The sequence below is a fragment of the Gelidibacter pelagius genome (assembly GCF_017581925.1).
Lineage (GTDB): Bacteria > Bacteroidota > Bacteroidia > Flavobacteriales > Flavobacteriaceae > Gelidibacter > Gelidibacter pelagius.
On record NZ_JAGEVG010000009.1, the window covers coordinates 136,989 to 156,175 of the forward strand.

Below are 19,187 nucleotides of genomic sequence, written 5' to 3' on the forward strand. Positions count from 1 at the left end.
CGTTAGATGAATCTGTCTGAAATGTAAAAGTCTAGGATTCTAACAACTAAAAGCTAACAACTATAAACTAAAAATTATGGCAAAGTCAAGTACAAAAGTTAAAAAACGTAAAGTTATTGTTGAAGCAAATGGAGAAGCGCATATCGCTGCCTCATTCAACAACATCATTATTTCTTTGACAAACAAAAAAGGTGATGTCGTTTCTTGGTCATCAGCTGGTAAGATGGGCTTTAGAGGTTCTAAAAAGAACACTCCGTATGCAGCTCAAGTAGCCGCTGAAGATGCTGCAGCTGTAGCAAGAGAAGCTGGACTAAAGAAAGTAAAAGTTTATGTAAAAGGACCAGGTAACGGAAGAGAATCTGCTATCCGTTCCATCCATAATGCAGGAATTGAAGTAACAGAAATTATTGACGTTACACCAATGCCACATAACGGATGTCGTCCTCCAAAACGTAGACGTGTATAATTTATACGCCAAATAGAATTAATATCAATCACATAATGTGGTTGATATTAGTTTTTTATGTGTAAATTTGCAAACTGAAAAAAAATAATAATCAAGTATCAACGAGAGATCACTGTTTATCGAAGGATAGATTAAGACCTTAATTCATAAACACTCTCATAATTTAATTTAAGAAATGGCAAGATATACTGGTCCTAAAACTAAAATAGCCCGAAAATTCGGTGAAGCTATTTATGGAGATGATAAAGCTTTCGAGAAAAGAAACTATCCTCCAGGTCAACACGGTGCAAACAAGCGTCGTGGAAAAAAATCTGAATATGCTCTCCAGTTAATGGAAAAGCAAAAAGCTAAATATACTTATGGTATTTTAGAAAAGCAATTCAGAAACATGTTTAAAAAAGCAACTGCTGCACGAGGTATTACTGGTGAAGTATTGTTACAATTATGTGAATCTCGTTTGGATAACGTGGTTTACAGATTGGGATTGTCGCCTTCACGTAGTGGTGCGCGTCAATTAGTTTCTCACAGACATATCACTGTTAACGGAGATATTGTGAACATTCCTTCTTACCAATTAAAAGTTGGTGACGTCATTGCTGTAAGAGAAAAATCGAAATCTCTTGAAGTCATTCAAAATGCATTGTCTAATTCTAGCAACGTGTATGAGTGGATGACATGGAACAGTGAAACTAAACAAGGTACTTATGTTTCAATTCCTGAAAGAGTTCAAATTCCAGAAAATATCAACGAGCAATTTATCGTCGAATTATACTCTAAATAATAACTGATACAAAACGCACTATGGCAATATTAAATTTTCAAAAGCCCGACAAAGTCATTATGATTGATTCAACTCCCTTTGAAGGGAAGTTTGAATTTAGACCTTTAGAACCAGGCTATGGATTAACAGTAGGTAATGCTTTAAGAAGAGTTTTGTTATCTTCTTTGGAAGGGTTTGCTATTACATCTGTGAGAATTGAAGGTGTTGATCACGAATTTTCTACAATTGCTGGCATCGTTGAGGATGTTACTGAAATTATTTTGAACTTAAAGCAAATTAACTTTAAGCGTCAAATTGATGAAATTGATAACGAAACTGTTACTATTTCTATTTCAGGACAAGACCAAATTACTGCTGGGGATTTTCAGAAATTCATCTCAGGATTTCAGGTGTTGAACAAAGACTTGGTCATCTGTAATCTAGATGCTAAAGTAAGCATCAATATGGAGTTGACTATTGAAAAGGGTAGAGGATATGTTCCTGCAGAAGAGAATAAAAAAGCATCTGCACCAATCGGAACCATCTTTACAGATTCAATTTTCACACCAATAAACAATGTGAAATACGCGGTTGAGAACTTCCGTGTTGAGCAAAAAACGGACTACGAAAAATTAATTTTCGAAATCATTACTGACGGATCAATCAATCCTAAGGATGCATTGACTGAAGCAGCTAAGATATTAATACATCACTTCATGTTATTCTCTGATGAGCGTATCACCTTAGAAGCTGATGAGATTGCACAAACAGAAACTTATGATGAAGAGTCACTTCACATGAGACAACTATTGAAAACCAAATTGGTTGATTTAGATCTTTCAGTACGTGCACTTAACTGTCTTAAAGCTGCAGAAGTAGATACTTTAGGCGATTTAGTGTCATACAACAAAAATGATTTGATGAAATTCAGAAACTTCGGAAAGAAATCTTTAACTGAACTAGAAGAACTAGTAGGTGGAAAAGGTTTGAACTTCGGAATGGATTTAAGCAAATACAAATTAGATAAAGACTAAACAATTTTAGATTTTACGATTTACGATTTCAGAATAGGGGAATTCGTAAATCGTACATCCTAAATCAAAAATCAATTAATCACTTCATAGTTTTGCTCCTCAAAATGGGTTGAAGCAAGATGGAGGTTATAAACAAATGTCATGAGACACGGAAAAAAAGGAAACCATTTAGGTCGTAAAACCGCACACAGAAATGCAATGTTGGCAAATATGGCTTGTTCTTTAATAGAACACAAACGTATCAACACTACAGTTGCAAAAGCAAAAGCTTTAAAACAATTTGTTGAGCCAATGATTACAAAGTCTAAAGAAGACACCACACATAACAGACGTATTGTGTACAGTAGACTTAGACAAAAAGAAGCGGTTGCTGAATTGTTCAGAGATGTTGCACCAAAAGTAGGTGATCGTCCAGGAGGATACACACGTATCATCAAATTGGGTAATCGTTTAGGTGATAACGCTGATATGGCAATGATCGAATTAGTAGATTTCAACGAGATCTACAATGCTGATAAACAACCTAAGAAAAAATCAACCCGTAGAGGTCGTTCTAAAAAATCTGATACTCCTGTTGCACCAGTTGCTCCAGTTGTTGATGATAAAGCAACCAACGAGGAAGAAGAATAAATGGGCATACATTTATAAATATAAAAAGGATAAACGTTTTAGTTTATCCTTTTTTTTATGCAATTTTGCAAGGTTTTTAAAACGCCCTGAAAGGTTTTAAATCCTTGTAGGTCTATACAACAGAACAACTTAACAAGTAATATTTTTTATTTTGAAATATACTAAAAAACACAAAGCCATCATTCTTCTTTCAGATGGCACTATTTTCCACGGTAAATCAATAGGAAAGGAAGGTTCAGCCTTCGGAGAAATTTGTTTCAACACTGGTGCCACTGGCTATCAGGAAGTTATTACAGATCCTTCATATTTTGGACAGCTCATGGTGGCAACCACGGCGCATTTAGGCAACTACGGGACCCATAAGGATGAAGTAGAATCTGATGCCATCCAAATAGCTGGATTGATCTGTAAGAATTTTAGTTATAACTATTCGAGACCGGCAGCAGATGCTTCTTTGGAGGAATTCTTGGAGAAGGACAATTTGTTCACTGTTTCCGACGTAGATACCCGTGCTTTAGTAAGTTATATTAGAGACAACGGGGCTATGAATGCCGTTATTTCTACTGAAGTAGACAATATAGAAAATTTAAAGAAACAATTGGCTGAAGTTCCTGAAATGGAAGGTCTTGAACTGGCATCAAAAGTGAGCACAAAAGAAGCTTATTTTGTAGGTGATGAAAACGCAACCTACCGTGTTTCTGCACTCGATTTAGGAATCAAAAAGAATATTCTTCGCAACTTGGCCAAAAAGGATGTGTACATTAAAGTGTTTCCATACGATGCCACTTTTGAGCAAATGGATGCTTTTAAACCTGACGGATTTTTTATTTCCAACGGTCCTGGAGACCCTGAACCATTAAAAAGCGCTATCACTTTGACCCAAGAGATCATGAAGCAAAATAGGCCGCTTTTCGGAATCTGTCTGGGGCATCAAATTATTGCTTTGGCCAATGGCATTTCAACCTATAAGATGAATAACGGGCATAGAGGTATTAACCATCCCGTAAAAAATCTTATTACTGGAAAAGGAGAGATCACTTCTCAAAACCATGGATTTGCCATCAATAGGGAAGAAGCGGAAAACCATCCGGATATTGAAATTACACATGTTCATTTAAATGATAATACCGTTGCAGGTCTCCGGATGAAATCAAAGAACGTGTTCTCTGTACAATACCATCCAGAAGCAAGTCCTGGCCCAAATGATGCAAACTACCTGTTTGATCAATTCATAGAAAATATCAAAAACAAATAGTATTAAAACCTCAAAAAACCATCGGCTTTTTTGAGGTTTTCTTATAGCGCAATCATTATCGCTGTTTTTATATGTAATTCTGAAGGTTAAGCGGAAGTTTGGACGAACTATTTCGTAAATTTACATTGAACAAACCATTCAGGTTTTGAAAACCTGAATGGTTTAATGGAGATATCACCAATAAAAAATATCAATAACAATAAAATATATAACAATGAGTATCATCATCAACATTCATGCAAGACAAATTTTTGATTCACGAGGTAATCCAACCGTTGAAGTCGATGTCGTTACAGAAAACGGCATTTTGGGACGCGCAGCGGTGCCTTCAGGAGCGTCTACGGGCGAACACGAAGCAGTAGAGCTGAGAGATGGCGGAAAGGCTTATATGGGCAAGGGTGTGCTCAAGGCGGTTGAAAATGTCAATGCCATTATTGCTCAGGAACTTTTGGGTACTTCAGTCTTTGAACAGAATAAAGTAGACCAGATGATGATTGATTTGGATGGAACCAAAAACAAATCTATATTGGGGGCCAACGCCATTTTGGGTGTCTCTTTAGCGGTTGCCAAAGCGGCAGCAGGTGAGTTGGGCATGCCATTGTACAGATATGTAGGCGGCGTTTCGGCCAATACACTTCCTTTACCAATGATGAACATCATCAATGGTGGGTCACATTCTGATGCACCTATCGCTTTTCAGGAGTTTATGATTATCCCTGTTAAGGCAAATAACTTCACGCATGCCATGCAAATGGGAACAGAAATTTTCCATCATCTTAAGGACGTACTTCATGGTAGAGGATTAAGTACAGCTGTTGGAGACGAAGGCGGATTTGCGCCAAACTTGGCAGGTGGTACTGAAGATGCTTTGGATACGATCAAAACAGCCGTTGAAAAAGCGGGTTACACTTTAGGTGACGATGTGATGATTGCTTTAGATTGTGCTGCAGCTGAGTTTTATGTGGATGGTAAGTACGATTATAGCAAGTATGAAGGCGATTCTGGAAAAGTAAGAACGAGTACAGAACAAGCGGATTACTTGGCAGAATTGGCGTCTAAATACCCAATCATCTCTATTGAAGACGGGATGGATGAAAACGATTGGGACGGCTGGAAATATTTGACAGAAAAAATTGGCAAAAAAGTGCAATTGGTAGGTGACGATTTATTCGTGACCAATGTCGAACGTTTATCAAAGGGAATCGAAAATGGTATTGCCAACTCAATCCTTATTAAAGTCAACCAAATTGGTACTTTGACAGAAACTATTGCTGCGGTGAATATGGCGCATAATGCTGGCTATACCTCAGTGATGTCACATAGATCAGGTGAAACTGAAGATCACACGATTGCAGATTTGGCAGTGGCTTTAAACTGTGGACAAATAAAAACAGGTTCAGCATCACGTAGTGATCGTATGGCGAAGTACAATCAATTGCTGCGTATTGAAGAAGAACTTGAGAATGTGGCCTATTTCCCAAAGGAAAAAGCATTTAAGATTAAGAAATAAGCTTACGATACCTAAATAATTTAAAAACCCAAACACTAATTTGTTTGGGTTTTTTGGTTAATGGCTCAGCCCAATTCCTACAATTGAAATAGTATCAGGTTTTAAAACGTATATAATAGCCCATTCGTTAATTCGTATTGTGATTTTGGAATGGTGACCACAGGGTAGGCATCAAAGTTGTAAATGAACGTGGTTTTAAAGGCAAGATCCTCCCATATCTTAAAAAGCACACTTGTAGTACTTGATAATCTGTAATCCTTTAGCTTATCCACTCGGGGTTGAAAATAACTGGTGCTGATAATTCCAAGGGTTTCGGTGGGGTAGAGGCTGAATGATAAATAGGCGCTTCCACGGATATCTTTGTTGATTCTATTCGTTGCAATTTCTGATGCTTTTTCATATTCATACATAATTAAAGTCCCCAAATAAAACCGATAATCGTCATTGGTGCTTAACTTGAATCTTGGTCCAGCACCAATAAGTCCTCTAAAATCTATTTCGGAAATCGCGTCATACTGAGCTTGCGCAAAGCCCTCCATCTTAATTTTTTCGGTAATCGTATAATTATAGCGCAAATGTTGGGTGCCTTTATTGACGAAAGATTCGCCCGCTGCCTTCTCAAATTTTAAATCATTGATAAAAAGCCATAATTCCTTCTTGTTATTATATTGAAGGTCTGCTTTGGTTGCAATTTTAAAGATGTTGTTCTTGTTTTTGATGAGGCTCGCATCCAAACTTACGGAGCCTGTCCATTTTGCAGAATCGGTCTTTTTTCTTAAAGTTTCTACATTGATCACCTGTGCTTGGGAATAGCTATATACCAATAAAAAGAGCAGACAATTAATTAGTCTCATAATGATCTTAATTTTAAAATAATAATTTTACTTTTCCTTAGAAAAACAGTGCAATACTTGGTGACATTCTTTAAAGAACAAATTTAAAAAACCAAATGAAGAACAGACCAAAATAGCCAATGTTTTGTATAGTTTTTATAAATATAAAGATTGTTAAAATGCTTGTTAAGTTGCTTTATATATCGTCATATATTTCGTAATTTCGTGACATCCATCAAATAAAAACTCAAAATAAAACTTATACATCCCTATGTCAGATAAAGCTACGATAGAAATACAAGGTAAAAAGTACGAATTTCCATTAATTGTAGGCACCGAAAAAGAGGTCGCCATTGATATCAGCAATTTAAGAAGTACAACAGATAATGTCATAACATTAGATCAAGGTTATAAAAATACAGGTTCTTGTGAAAGTGCCATCACATTTTTGGATGGTGAAAAGGGAATCTTAAGATATCGTGGATATTCTATTGAAGAATTGGCCGAAAAAGCCGATTTTCTTGAAGTGGCTTTCCTCTTGATTTTTGGTGAATTACCAACTAAATCACAATTGGAGAAATTCCATGCAGACATTAAGGCGCAATCAGTGGTTGATGAGGATATACGTAAGATAGTAGATGCATTTCCTAAATCTGCGCACCCAATGGGTGTTATTGCATCCCTTACCAGTGCACTAACAGCGTTTAATCCGTCTTCGGTAAATGTTGATTCTGAAGAGGATATGTATAAAGCTATTGTGAAAATCTTGGGTAAATTCCCGGTTTTGGTAGCTTGGACTTTCCGTAAAAAGAACGGTTTGCCTTTAGATTATGGTGATAAAAACCTAGGTTATGTGGAGAACATACTTAAAATGATGTTCAAACAACCTAATGAGGACTATAAAATCAATCCTATTGTTTTAAACGCGTTAGATAAATTGTTGATTCTTCATGCAGATCATGAGCAAAACTGTTCTACCTCTACGGTAAGAATTGCCGGATCATCTCACGTAGGTTTGTTCGCATCTCTTTCTACAGGTATCTCTGCACTTTGGGGTCCGCTTCACGGTGGCGCCAATCAGGCCGTATTGGAAATGTTGGAAGCTATTAATGTTGATGGTGGCGACACTGACAAGTATATGGCCAAAGCTAAAGATAGAGAAGATCCTTTCCGTTTGATGGGCTTTGGACACCGTGTATATAAGAATTTTGACCCAAGAGCTAAAATCATTAAAAAAGCAGCTGACGAAGTTTTGAACGATTTGGGTGTGGAGGACAAAATTTTAGATATTGCGAAAGCTTTGGAAAAGGAAGCTTTGAAAGATTCCTATTTTGTGGAGCGCAAGCTTTATCCTAATGTTGATTTTTATTCTGGAATCATTTACAGAGCCATGGGCATCCCAACTGATATGTTTACCGTAATGTTCGCCTTAGGCCGACTGCCAGGCTGGATTGCACAATGGAGAGAAATGAGATTGAACAAAGAGCCAATTGGAAGACCAAGACAGATTTACATTGGTGAAACTTTAAGACCTTTTAAAAATATAGATAAGCGTTAAAAGAATTCTATTAATGCAATAAAGCTTCATTTTTTCAAATGGAGCTTTTTTTATACTTTACGACATGCTAAAACTGAATATTAAAAACGAAACATCGAGGCTGAGGGCTGTTGTTTTGGGCACCGCCATTGATAATGGACCAACGCCCAAAGCAGAAGACGCTTACGACCCAAAATCATTGGAGCACATCAAGGCTGGAACTTATCCTATTGAAGCGGATATGGTACTTGAAATGGCGGCTGTTGCTAAAATATTTGAGAAATATGAGGTTAAGGTCTATCGTCCTGAACTGATCAAGGATTTCAATCAAATTTTTGCAAGGGATATTGCTTTTGTCATTGACGACAACTTTATCAAAGCAAATATTCTTCCGGATAGAGAAAAGGAGTTGGACGCCATTCAGTATGTCATTGATCAAATGGATCCTACAAAGGTTATTAGTCCTCCGGAGGAAGTCCATATTGAAGGTGGCGACGTGATGCTCTGGAACGACCATATCTTTGTAGGCACCTATAAAGGCAGCGATTATAGAGATTATATTACCGCTCGTACAAATATGGAGGGCGTCAATTTTATAAAGGAAATGTTTCCTCATAAAATTGTCAAGGAATTTGATTTGGTGAAATCGAGAATTGAACCCAGAGATAATGCCTTGCATTTAGACTGTTGTTTTCAACCTGTGGGAAAAAATAAAGGTATTATTTATAAAAGTGGTTTTAGAGAGGAAAGTGACTATATGTATTTGGTCAATTTGTTTGGGAAAGAAAATCTATTCCATATCACGCGTGAGGAAATGTACCATATGTATAGTAACGTGTTCTCTATTTCAGAAGATGTGGTCATATCAGAGCGGAATTTCACTCGTTTGAATGATTGGCTTCGATCTAAGGGTTTTATTGTGGAAGAAGTACCTTATGCCGAAATATCCAAGCAGGAAGGTTTGTTGCGTTGCAGTACGATGCCTTTAATCAGGGATTAATCAATCAAAATTAAATTAAGATAAAACGGGAACATTACAGATGGTTGGTAGTATTCCCGTTTTTTTATTTATAAATTTTCTTTATTATGTCATTATTGGGATGGAAACGAGAAATGAAGCACATAAAGTCAAAATAAAATAATAGCTTATATTTTCAGTAAAATAAAAATAGAAGAACAGGATGGTGTTTAATAGCGAATAAACAAGGAATGTGTTAACTATAAAACTATTGCGTTCGTCTTCATAAAACAATAATGCAGAAAAAACAATAATGCTACTAATAATAAAATAAGAAAGAACTTTTACGATCTTTTTACTTTTCGTTTCATCAAAAAGGCTTTTGTCTAAAAACAATTTAACGGGAAAAAAATAAAAAGCTAGAGGTAATGCAATCAGCAAATAAGAAAAATTAGGTATTACATTCTTACTGCTGAGAAAGCGCAGGACAGCAAGGATTAATATGAAAATATAATCTCTTTTTAAAAGTGTTTTAATAGCCATAATCTTTAATTGGAATGAATAGTTTGGGTTCTCGTTTCTTGGGTACATGCAAAGGAATAGTATTACCAATGCAGTCATCTAAAAACTCGAACGCAATAAATATATTTGAATAAAATATGATAAACAATGCCTATATGAAAATACTTTAGAAAGTAATCAGTCTATTTCCCGTACAGGAAATAATGATTGACCAAATCAATATAAATGCGTTTCGCCTCGTCTGGGGTCACACTTTTTACTTGAAAAAGGGCATTGGTCTTAAAAGCAGTGATGATAGGTTTCTTGCCTCTTGGGGTCTTGTAGTTATTGGTTGCCTTTTTGTAATAGGCGTAAAGACGAAGTAACAGATCTGCAGGGAATGGTTCTGTGTAGCTGTTGATACGCTCTACAGCCTCATTAAATTCAATATCTAAACTATCTGAAGTCATTTTGTTTCTGCAATTACACTCATGCCACCTTTAACTTTTTGATTAAGTGTCACTCTTATATCAGCATCTAAAGGTAAAAATAAATCTACTCTCGAACCAAATTTTATAAATCCAGAATCAGCACCTTGTTGAATTTCGTCATCTACTTGCGCATAATTGACAATACGTTTTGCTAATGCGCCAGCAATTTGACGGTATAAAACTTGACCGAAAAATTTGTTTTCAACCACGACGGTGGTACGCTCATTTTCTTCACTGGCTTTGGGATGCCATGCCACCAGAAACTTTCCTGGATGGTATTTACTAAAGACTACTTTCCCACCTATTGGATAGCGCGTGACGTGAACGTTTATTGGCGACATAAAGACAGAAACTTGAATGCGTTTGTCCTTAAAAAACTCTTTCTCAAAAACTTCCTCAATGACCACGACCTTTCCGTCAACTGGCGACAAAACATGATGATCGTGAAGCTGACCAATACGCTTCGGATTTCTGAAAAACTGGAGAATAATTAGGAAAAACGCTATGACCACGAGCATTAAGGTCGTTCTTAGCCATGATATCGCGACAAAGTAATCAATGCTCATGATGACTATCACAACAACTGCGATAGAAATCATCACTATTTTATGGCCTTCTTTATGTAACATAGGGGAACAATCTTAAAAATAAATAAAAAAATGGTGCAGCAAAAATAATACTATCCAATCGATCTAACAAACCGCCATGTCCTGGCATGATGACACCACTGTCCTTAACACCAGCCTGTCTTTTGAACTTAGACTCTATTAAGTCGCCCAAGGTTCCAAAAACACTCGCAATAATGCTCAGGATGAGCCAATGTGTAAAATCTAAGGTGCCTGTAAATGTAGCAATAAAATAACTAGCCACACAGGCGAAAAAGAGACCGCCCATAAACCCTTCAACAGTTTTCTTTGGGGAAACACTTGGGAATAGCTTCTGTTTTCCAAAATTTTTACCTACTAAATATGCCCCGGTGTCGTTTACCCAAATCAATATAAATGCACCTAACAACAACATTGGTGTAAACTCTTTGTCATTATTGGCAATCAATATTAAAAAGATAAATGCACTAGTGAGATAAAACGTAGTAAGAAGATAACGTTTGGTTTCAAACAGAGGAATGGTTTTTTCTGAAAATAAGTCCTTGATTAAAAAAAGCTGAACAAAAATGGTAAGTACATGAAGTATTTTTATGGTTTCATTAAACCCTAAATCTGTTTCAGGAATAACAGCCCAAATGCTAAAAGCCAAATACATCACTGTAAAAACAATATAAGGCGCTTTACTTTCTAATTGGATGAGCTTTTTAAATTCGGCCATACAGATAAGCCCAAAAGCAAAAAATAGAACCACCAACATATATTGCCAGTAAATGGAAAGTATAAGCAATGAGATATAAATAGCGCCAGAAACGGCTCTTGTGCTAAGTTCGTTCATCAGATAATTAAATTGTTTTAATTAGCAGATGAGACATTTTGGATGAATTTCTGAACATAGAATAAAGTAAAAGGGTTCATTATAGATCTTCTAGTAGCAACAAATATAGGTTTTTTGAGCTACTTCCATAACTAAGAAAGTTTTTATCTTCTATGGCTTTGAAATGTTTGATAGTTGTAATGTTGGTAGGAATTTTATCTCTGTTCTTATTTTTAATACCTCTAAGGCCTTCGCCAATGTTTTCAACAAACTGACTCGTTGTGGCGTAGATTACAAAATTGGGAGGTAAATCCCGCAACTGTTTCTCTGCAATTTGATTGGAAGAGATCAGTAGTGATCCGTCATCGGCGATTAGATATTCGCAAGTGGATAAGAAATAGTCACTTTCAGAGGGGTTTCTTGTGGCCTTAAGACCAAAATCCTTAAATAAGTCCTTGAGTCGTGAATCTAATAAAAAAACACTCTTATCTTCCCAGCTATTTTCATGAAGAATATTTTTAAAGGATTTATGGATTTCTTCCATATTCTCACAATACAGAAATTTACCCCCATTAGCTTTAAAATTTATGGTAAATTTTTCGTCTATAGGCAGCTTGATTTCAGGCATGTATTTGCCTCTCTCTTCGCTTTTTATGTGATCTTCTGGCGTATTCTTTAGGCCGAAAATTTTACGAAATAGACTCATGTATGGGTTGCTATTAACCTGATTACACTAATGATTAGCTCAAATATAAAAAAACTTAAAGTAACATAAGATTAATTTAAGTTTTTTATATGAATTTGAAAAGGGATTCTAAATTAGTGGCTCATCCTTTTTGACGTCTTCCACAGGCACTTCAACGCTTTCAATTTCAGGAGTGGGTTCATTAGCTTTTTTCTCACGTTCCAGAACATCCTTCTCAAATGGACGTGTGCCAAAAATGCGCTCGAGGTTATCTTTGAAAATGACTTCTTTTTCAAGTAACTCTTCCGCTAATTCAGTCAATTTATCTTTGTTTTCCTCCAATATTTTGATGGCACGTAAGTATTGGGTTTCAATGATTTCTGAGATTTCCTTATCAATCAACTCAGCAGTTTGCTCACTGTAAGGTTTGGTAAATCCGTATTCCGATTGTCCAGAGGAATCGTAGTATGTTATATTCCCGACCTTATCACTTAATCCATAAACCGTAACCATGGCGCGTGCTTGCTTTGTAACCTTTTCCAAATCACTTAAAGCACCAGTCGAAATCTTGTCGAAAATAACCTTCTCAGCAGCACGGCCGCCAAGGGCTGCACACATTTCGTCCAACATTTGCTCTGTTCTCACGATCAGGCGCTCTTCAGGTAAATACCAAGCAGCACCTAAAGAGCGGCCTCTTGGTACAATAGTTACTTTGACCAATGGCGCAGCATGTTCCAGCATCCAGCTTATTGTGGCGTGACCAGCTTCGTGGAAAGCAACCGCGCGTTTCTCATCTGGAGTGATAATCTTATTTTTCTTTTCTAGACCGCCAATAATTCTATCCACAGCATCTAAGAAATCTTGTTTGTGAACAGCCTTATTGCCTTTACGAGCGGCAATCAATGCGGCTTCGTTACACACGTTAGCAATGTCTGCACCAGAGAATCCTGGAGTCTGTCTTGCGAGAAAATCGATGTCTAAATCTTCGCCTTTTTTGATGGGTCTTAAATGCACCTCAAAAATCTCCTTACGTTCTACGATATCCGGAAGGTCCACAAAAATCTGTCTGTCAAAGCGACCAGCACGCATTAGGGCTTTATCTAAAATATCAGCTCTGTTGGTTGCAGCAAGAACAATAACGTTGGTATTGGTTCCAAAACCATCCATTTCAGTCAATAACTGATTCAGCGTGTTTTCACGTTCGTCATTAGAACCTGACATGGCATTTTTTCCTCTGGCACGTCCAATAGCATCAATCTCATCAATAAAAATAATAGATGGCGATTTTTCTTTTGCTTGTTTGAACAAATCTCTAACTCTTGAAGCTCCAACACCTACAAACATTTCCACGAAATCTGAACCAGATAGAGAGAAGAAAGGTACTTTAGCTTCGCCAGCAACTGCTTTGGCCAATAAAGTTTTACCAGTTCCAGGAGGTCCTACAAGTAGTGCCCCTTTTGGAATCTTACCACCTAATGAAGTATATTTTTCAGGAGTTTTCAAGAAGTCTACAATTTCCTGAACTTCCTCCTTGGCACCTTCTAAGCCTGCAACATCTTTAAAAGAAGTCTTTATATCCGTATTTTCATCAAACAATTTTGCTTTGGATTTACCGATATTGAATATCTGCCCTCCAGCACCACCGCCAGCACCACCAGACATACGTCTCATGATAAAAATCCAAACCCCAATGATCAGAACAAATGGTAGGAGTCCTAAAAGAAAGTCGCCCCAAACGTTATGTTCTGTTTCAAAGGTAACTTCGGTATTACTGAGATTATTTTCCTTAATAACGTTTCTGATTTCCTCTTGAAAAAGCGCCAGATCACCAAATTCAAATTTATAATTTGGACTCGGAGTTACAGAGGGTAAAATGTTATTAGGTTTGGTGCCCTTATGAGTTTCTGTCATTAAAGCTGCATCTGTTATATAGACTTTTGCTTCTCTGTTATTGACAATTTCAACTTTGGCAACATCTCCATTTTTTAAATATTCAAAAAACTGAGCAGGCGTTGTACTTTTAGCGTCCTGTCCTCCAAAACCACCTGAGAATATCTGTACCGCAAAAAATGCAGCAATTACCATCCCATAGATCCAGTACGGACTTAATTTTGGTTTCTTGTTTAAGTTTTTATTTTCTTTTGACATTAATCTTTTTTTAGTAACTGGTTTCTATTACGGTTGTTTTTGCGTCGCCCCAAAGGCCTTCTATATCGTAGTATTGTCTAATATGTTTTTGAAATACGTGTACCACTACATTGACATAATCCATTAGAACCCATTCTGCATTGTCACTCCCCTCAACATGCCAAGGATGATCTTTAAGTGTTTTGCTGACTTTCTTTTGAACAGCATTCACAATGGCGTTCACTTGTGTGTTTGAGTTTCCTTCACAAATAATGAAATAGTCACAAACCGTATTTTCAATATCCCGTAAATCGAGAATTTTTATTTCTTTTCCCTTGACGTCTTCAATACCTTCTAAAATAGTAGAAATCAGTGCGTCTGAGTTATTATTTTCTTTCGCCATTAATTTATTTTAAATTTGTGCAAAGTTATTGCTTTTTTTAATTCTTTTAAGCCTTATAATCTCATAAGAAAATTATAATTTATTGAAGCTTACACATGCGTATAATCAAACTTGATGCCATTGACTCCACCAACACTTACTTAAAAAGGCTTAGTGGTGAGGGTACTGCTGAAGATGGTTTGGCCGTTGTGGCCAGTTTGCAGACCAATGGAAGGGGCCAAATGGGAACGGTTTGGAGCTCTCAAGAGGCCAAGAACCTTACGTTTAGTGTGTTTAAGGACGTTTCTTTTATCAATGTAAGTCAACATTTCTATATCAGTATGGCAGTATCCTTGGCCGTTTATCAAGCCTTAACATGCTTGGGAATAACGAAAATAAAGGTGAAATGGCCCAACGACATTTTGTCAGATGATAAAAAGATTGCAGGAATTCTAATTGAGAATGTCATCAAACTTAATGTGATTACAGGATCGGTGATTGGAATAGGGCTCAATGTCAATCAAACTGACTTTAAAGGTTTGCCAGGGGCATCATCCTTATTATTGCTGTCGGGACAAGTCAATGATTTGGATGAGATTATGGATGCTGTCTTAAAACAGATTGATGTTTATTTTCAACATTTAAAAGATGAAAACTTCAAAACCTTAAAGTCACAATACGAATCACATCTGTTCAGAAAAAATAAACCTTCAACATTTAAAGATGCTGAAGGCTCTGTGTTTTCAGGATATATTGTTGGGATTTCAGATTTTGGTAATCTATTGGTCAAAATCGAGGGCAACACTATCAGAAGTTTTGATTTTAAGGAAGTGGTCCTGTTGTATTAAACGGCTTTTGTCATATTCTTAACCAAGGTTTCAATGAATTTTGAAATTGGCCCTTTAATCATCATTGCCATCATTGGGTTGAAGTCGCCTTCAAAGGTTAATTTAACATCACTCTGATTGGTTCCAGTTTCTTGAATATCGCCAGTCAATGAAAAATCCAATTTTCCACCTGCAGCGCCAAGAACGATTTTATTTGGTGCGTTGCTTTCTTTTTTCTTCAATACAATCTCAGGCATTCCTTTTAATGCGAATAAAAACTTATCATCGCCCAAGACTTCAAATTTGCTGATGTTATCAGGCATTAATTGTTCGAAATTCTTAACGTCTGATAGGAAATCAAAGACTTCTTGTGGGCTTTTCTCAAGGCTTACTTTTGGTGATTCTAAATTCATTTTTGTTTGTTGTTTTGTTCCGTAGGTGATAAAGCTGCGTACGGGATAACTAATTATATTTTTGTTGTTAAGTCGTTTCTCTGTCAAACCGATTCTACGACTAATGACTTTATATTTTAAATCAAGAAGCATTCCATTCACTTGGATTGGCATTCCAATCTGCTAAAACTTCTTGTTCTTTGGCGGTTATATATTTGGTGTCTAAGGCTTGTTCCAAAAGAGATTCATAATTGCTTAAGGTCTGTAAGGTAACGTCAGCTTCTTTAAAATTGTTGTTGGCCACTTCAAATCCGTAAGAAAAAATGGCGACCATTCCTTTTACGTTGACACCAGCCTCCTCGAGCGCCTTAACGGCATTGAGGCTGCTTTTGCCGGTGCTGATCAAATCTTCCACCACCACAACACTCTGACCTTTCTCAATATGGCCTTCAATTTGATTTTGACGTCCATGACCTTTGGGTTCGGGTCTGACATAAACAAATGGCAGTCCCAAATACTCCGCTACTAAAATGCCAATGCCAATGGCGCCGGTTGCTACGCCTGCAATAACATCTGGCTTGCCATACTGCTGTTCAATATGTTTGGCCATGGTTTCACGAACGAAATTACGGATGGGTGGATAGGAGAGCACAATGCGGTTGTCACAGTAAATTGGCGACTTCCAACCAGATGCCCAAGTGAATGGCTCATTTGGCTGTAATTTAATTGCGTGAATCTGCAATAGCAGTTCAGCAGTTTTTTTAGCGGTTTGTTTATTAAGAATCATGGGGCAAAATTAAACAATTTTATAGATTTTAAATTTAAAAATTTACTGAAAAATTTTTTCAAAACCACTGCTGTGAATCAAATTATTATATTTTTACAAATTCAATACTTCATTAATATAAAAGATGTATAAAGTTTTTGTCAATGACAAACCTATTATTCTGACAACGAAAGTCAAGAAAGAAAAGCATTTCAAAAATTATTTGATGAGTACGGTCAATATAGGAAAAGTTATTAGAGAACTGAATTCTACCGACTTGGAGGGCGTCCGGATCATTGGGAAAAATGAGGACAAGTTGTTGAAATCATTTCTCAAAAAATTACCAAATGTGATAGCCGGTGGCGGTAAGGTATTTAATGATAAAGGCGAAATTCTTTTTATATATAGAAACGGTAAATGGGATTTGCCCAAAGGGAAAATAGAGGGAAAAGAAAGCATTGAAGAAACCTCTTTGAGAGAAGTTGAAGAAGAAACCAAAGTCAACGGATTAGAAATCGTCAAGCCTTTAGAAACTACCTATCATATTTTTAAAAGGAATGGCAGACACCAACTGAAGATCACCTATTGGTTTGAAATGACCTCCACTTATGAAGGCGAATTAATTCCCCAAGAGGACGAAGGCATTACTAAAGTAGAATGGCTGAATCCGAAACAAATTAAGAAAGCTATGGAAAATTCGTATGCGAATATTAAACTTTTGGTTTAAAACTTCAAATTAGAATCTCATCAAATACAATCTGCAGGAATTCTTTGCTGTATTGGTCGCTTATTTCGTCAAGGGAACGCTACTTCACTCTATATACAGGATACCGCATATGCGCCAACTCATAATAATCACTTTGCTTATGCAGCCAATCCAATTGTGCATACCAGCTTTTGGCAAAATCAGGTTCCGATTTCTTTTTAGTTTCGAAAGCGGCAAGTAATTCAGGATTATTCTTTAATAATTCTGCTGCAACGTCCTCAAATGCATATGGCGAAAAGCCTTCTTTTTGTTGCAGAATCGTATCGAAAAAATTCCAGTTAAAAAACGAATCAGGGGCTTGTGGCTCTAAGGTTTCCAATAAGTATCTAAAGGCATTTTGATCTGTAGAAATATAATAATCACCTTTTTTGAATGCTATGTCTTGAATTGATGAAATGACTTTTGTGCTGTAATGTTGGTAATGTCCCTCATAAGCTTGACTTCTGGTTTGGTACGTGTCAATTTTATAACTTTCAACAGTAATGGTGGTGTCTTTTTCAAATGTTACCATTTTAATCTGGTTTAGTTTCAATAAGTCAATGACATTCCACCAACCTTGAGGGATGATATAAGCCGTTGGGACGGATACTTCAACTTTTGGCTTGAAATAGTTTTTATAGACCACCTCTTTTATGAACGGTTTGCTTCGGTCATATTTTAGGCGGTTTCCTCCTGTCATTTCACTCGGAATCATCTTGCCTTCATAACCTTTAAATTTCAGAGTGGTCGTTTTTGTCGTGTCAACCGTCCAATCCAAGGGATAGGTTTTTGAAGCCTGAAATTGTTTAATAGCATCGGCACGTAGTTGCTTTATCTTATCATGATCAGTTTCCATGATGTCCAACATGCTTTTCATCAAATCGTAAGTGCCTTCCACCCGTGGTTTGTATGGTTTGAGCATATGTGTTTCTACCATCATTCCTAAACTGTTGAACAATGCCGCATAGCCAGTAGAATAGCGAGGTGAATCCATAAACTGTGTAAACCCAGCCTCAGGTACTTCATTAAAAACATTGACGTAAGGTGTGATATCCCATTTTTTATCGGATAATTTTTCTTCCAGACTTGGCATCATTTCCTGATGAAGGTAAGTGCCTAAGTCGCCGCCAAGTTTATTGTGTTGCGTGAATAAATGGGTCAGAGTATATTGGTAATCGGCGCCATTACTCACATGGTTGTCGATAAAAACGGCAGGCTGCACCAGATGATAAATAGTGGTGAAACTACGTGCATTTTTGGTATCTGCTTTTATAAAGTCGCGGTTCAAATCATAATTTCTCGCATTCCCTCTAAAACCATACGCCTCAGGTCCAATTTGGTTGGTGCGGGTGGTAGAATTTCTATTTAAGCTCCCGCCAACATTATAAATAGGTATGGTTACTAATACAGTATGCTTTGGCACTGCAATTTTACCCTGTGCAAGATCTCTGAACAAAAGCATTGTGGCATCAATACCATCAGGCTCTCCTGGATGGATACCGTTGTTGATCAGCATTGTTTGCTTAGTTTTTCTGATGGTTTCAAAGTCGAAAACTTTATCAGGATTGAAAGTCACTAAATGCAGGGGTTTGCCAGAATCTGTAGTGCCTATACTGTCCAAATGGATTTGAGGATAGTTATCTGCTAAAAGTTGATAATAAGCAATCACTTCTTGGTAAGTGCCCGTTTTAAGTCCGTTGCTTTTTTCAAAAACAGTCAAGTAATCCTTGGACGGATTCTTTTCTTGAGCAATGATAGAAAGACTTATAAAAAAGAAAATAAAAATGGTTTTCATCAGGAGTAATTAGCGATTAAAAGCTGCGCATATTTAAAAGCGCAATAGCTTCCAAATTTAATCAATTTAAACTA

The 19,187-nt window shown here is 36.7% G+C and carries 20 protein-coding genes; 10 read left to right on the forward strand and 10 right to left on the reverse strand.

All coding sequences use genetic code 11. The features are described from left to right. Positions 1 to 76 precede the first annotated feature (76 nt). The 6 genes from rpsK to eno all read left to right on the forward strand — a co-directional run bounded on the left by rpsK (position 77) and on the right by eno (position 5,655). Complete coding sequence (rpsK, locus tag J4051_RS09260) at positions 77 to 466, forward strand: 30S ribosomal protein S11 (RefSeq protein WP_208233586.1); 390 nt, start codon at positions 77 to 79, stop codon at positions 464 to 466. Positions 467 to 641: 175 nt separating this feature from the next. Then, positions 642 to 1,247, forward strand: a complete 606-nt coding sequence (rpsD, locus tag J4051_RS09265; protein WP_208233587.1) for a 30S ribosomal protein S4 — start codon at positions 642 to 644, stop codon at positions 1,245 to 1,247. Positions 1,248 to 1,267: 20 nt separating this feature from the next. After that, positions 1,268 to 2,260, forward strand: coding sequence for a DNA-directed RNA polymerase subunit alpha (locus J4051_RS09270; RefSeq protein ID WP_208233588.1), 993 nt, complete (start codon positions 1,268 to 1,270; stop codon positions 2,258 to 2,260). 141 nt (positions 2,261 to 2,401) lie between these two features. Then, the gene (gene rplQ, locus J4051_RS09275) at positions 2,402 to 2,890 is read left to right on the forward strand and encodes a 50S ribosomal protein L17 (RefSeq protein WP_208233589.1); all 489 of its coding nucleotides are present in this window, start codon (positions 2,402 to 2,404) and stop codon (positions 2,888 to 2,890) included. A gap of 151 nt (positions 2,891 to 3,041) precedes the next feature. Continuing rightward, positions 3,042 to 4,145: a glutamine-hydrolyzing carbamoyl-phosphate synthase small subunit gene (gene carA / locus J4051_RS09280; protein ID WP_208233590.1), complete on the forward strand. Its 1,104-nt coding sequence runs from the start codon at positions 3,042 to 3,044 to the stop codon at positions 4,143 to 4,145. 214 nt (positions 4,146 to 4,359) lie between these two features. After that, positions 4,360 to 5,655 carry a phosphopyruvate hydratase gene (gene eno, locus J4051_RS09285; protein ID WP_208233591.1) on the forward strand — a complete coding sequence of 432 codons (1,296 nt, stop codon included), beginning with the start codon at positions 4,360 to 4,362 and terminating at the stop codon, positions 5,653 to 5,655. Positions 5,656 to 5,756: 101 nt separating this feature from the next. Here the strand turns inward: eno and J4051_RS09290 are convergent, their stop codons facing one another. After that, positions 5,757 to 6,509 (reverse strand): DUF481 domain-containing protein, encoded by a 753-nt coding sequence (locus J4051_RS09290; RefSeq protein WP_208233592.1) that lies wholly within the window; start codon positions 6,507 to 6,509, stop codon positions 5,757 to 5,759. A gap of 250 nt (positions 6,510 to 6,759) precedes the next feature. Between J4051_RS09290 and J4051_RS09295 the strand changes: the two genes are divergently transcribed. After that, a complete protein-coding gene (locus J4051_RS09295; protein ID WP_208233593.1) occupies positions 6,760 to 8,046 on the forward strand; it encodes a citrate synthase in 1,287 nt (428 codons plus the stop codon). A 64-nt stretch (positions 8,047 to 8,110) separates the two neighbouring features. Then, positions 8,111 to 9,025 (forward strand): dimethylarginine dimethylaminohydrolase family protein, encoded by a 915-nt coding sequence (locus tag J4051_RS09300; RefSeq protein WP_208233594.1) that lies wholly within the window; start codon positions 8,111 to 8,113, stop codon positions 9,023 to 9,025. A gap of 662 nt (positions 9,026 to 9,687) precedes the next feature. Here J4051_RS09300 and J4051_RS09305 read toward each other — a convergent pair. The 6 genes from J4051_RS09305 to rsfS form a co-directional block, all read right to left on the reverse strand. Further along, the gene (locus J4051_RS09305) at positions 9,688 to 9,954 is read right to left on the reverse strand and encodes an acyl-CoA-binding protein (protein WP_208233595.1); all 267 of its coding nucleotides are present in this window, start codon (positions 9,952 to 9,954) and stop codon (positions 9,688 to 9,690) included. Beyond that, entirely contained in the window at positions 9,951 to 10,604 is a 654-nt protein-coding gene (locus J4051_RS09310) for a phosphatidylserine decarboxylase family protein (RefSeq protein ID WP_208233596.1), read from the reverse strand. Before J4051_RS09310 ends, J4051_RS09305 begins: the two co-directional genes overlap by 4 nt. Continuing rightward, positions 10,594 to 11,415 carry a phosphatidate cytidylyltransferase gene (locus J4051_RS09315; RefSeq protein ID WP_208233597.1) on the reverse strand — a complete coding sequence of 274 codons (822 nt, stop codon included), beginning with the start codon at positions 11,413 to 11,415 and terminating at the stop codon, positions 10,594 to 10,596. The genes J4051_RS09310 and J4051_RS09315 overlap by 11 nt, the downstream gene beginning before the upstream one ends. Before the next feature lie 79 nt (positions 11,416 to 11,494). After that, on the reverse strand, positions 11,495 to 12,100 hold the full coding sequence (locus J4051_RS09320) for an LUD domain-containing protein (RefSeq protein ID WP_208233598.1): 606 nt from the start codon (positions 12,098 to 12,100) through the stop codon (positions 11,495 to 11,497). 108 nt (positions 12,101 to 12,208) lie between these two features. Next, positions 12,209 to 14,227, reverse strand: coding sequence for an ATP-dependent zinc metalloprotease FtsH (gene ftsH, locus J4051_RS09325; RefSeq protein WP_208233599.1), 2,019 nt, complete (start codon positions 14,225 to 14,227; stop codon positions 12,209 to 12,211). A gap of 10 nt (positions 14,228 to 14,237) precedes the next feature. Further along, the gene (gene rsfS / locus J4051_RS09330) at positions 14,238 to 14,609 is read right to left on the reverse strand and encodes a ribosome silencing factor (protein ID WP_163517551.1); all 372 of its coding nucleotides are present in this window, start codon (positions 14,607 to 14,609) and stop codon (positions 14,238 to 14,240) included. 95 nt (positions 14,610 to 14,704) lie between these two features. Between rsfS and J4051_RS09335 the strand changes: the two genes are divergently transcribed. Further along, positions 14,705 to 15,436: a biotin--[acetyl-CoA-carboxylase] ligase gene (locus J4051_RS09335; RefSeq protein WP_208233600.1), complete on the forward strand. Its 732-nt coding sequence runs from the start codon at positions 14,705 to 14,707 to the stop codon at positions 15,434 to 15,436. Here the strand turns inward: J4051_RS09335 and J4051_RS09340 are convergent. Both J4051_RS09340 and pyrE read right to left on the reverse strand, forming a co-directional pair. Next, complete coding sequence (locus J4051_RS09340; protein WP_208233601.1) at positions 15,433 to 15,828, reverse strand: SRPBCC family protein; 396 nt, start codon at positions 15,826 to 15,828, stop codon at positions 15,433 to 15,435. The genes J4051_RS09335 and J4051_RS09340 overlap by 4 nt on opposite strands. A 121-nt stretch (positions 15,829 to 15,949) precedes the next feature. Beyond that, the gene (pyrE, locus tag J4051_RS09345) at positions 15,950 to 16,594 is read right to left on the reverse strand and encodes an orotate phosphoribosyltransferase (RefSeq protein ID WP_208233602.1); all 645 of its coding nucleotides are present in this window, start codon (positions 16,592 to 16,594) and stop codon (positions 15,950 to 15,952) included. A gap of 124 nt (positions 16,595 to 16,718) precedes the next feature. Between pyrE and J4051_RS09350 the strand changes: the two genes are divergently transcribed. Then, a complete protein-coding gene (locus J4051_RS09350) occupies positions 16,719 to 17,300 on the forward strand; it encodes an NUDIX hydrolase (protein WP_208233603.1) in 582 nt (193 codons plus the stop codon). A 79-nt stretch (positions 17,301 to 17,379) separates the two neighbouring features. On the opposite strand, the gene J4051_RS09355 is transcribed toward J4051_RS09350, so the two are convergent. After that, the gene (locus J4051_RS09355; protein WP_208233604.1) at positions 17,380 to 19,113 is read right to left on the reverse strand and encodes a M14 family metallopeptidase; all 1,734 of its coding nucleotides are present in this window, start codon (positions 19,111 to 19,113) and stop codon (positions 17,380 to 17,382) included. Positions 19,114 to 19,187: the final 74 nt, after the last annotated feature.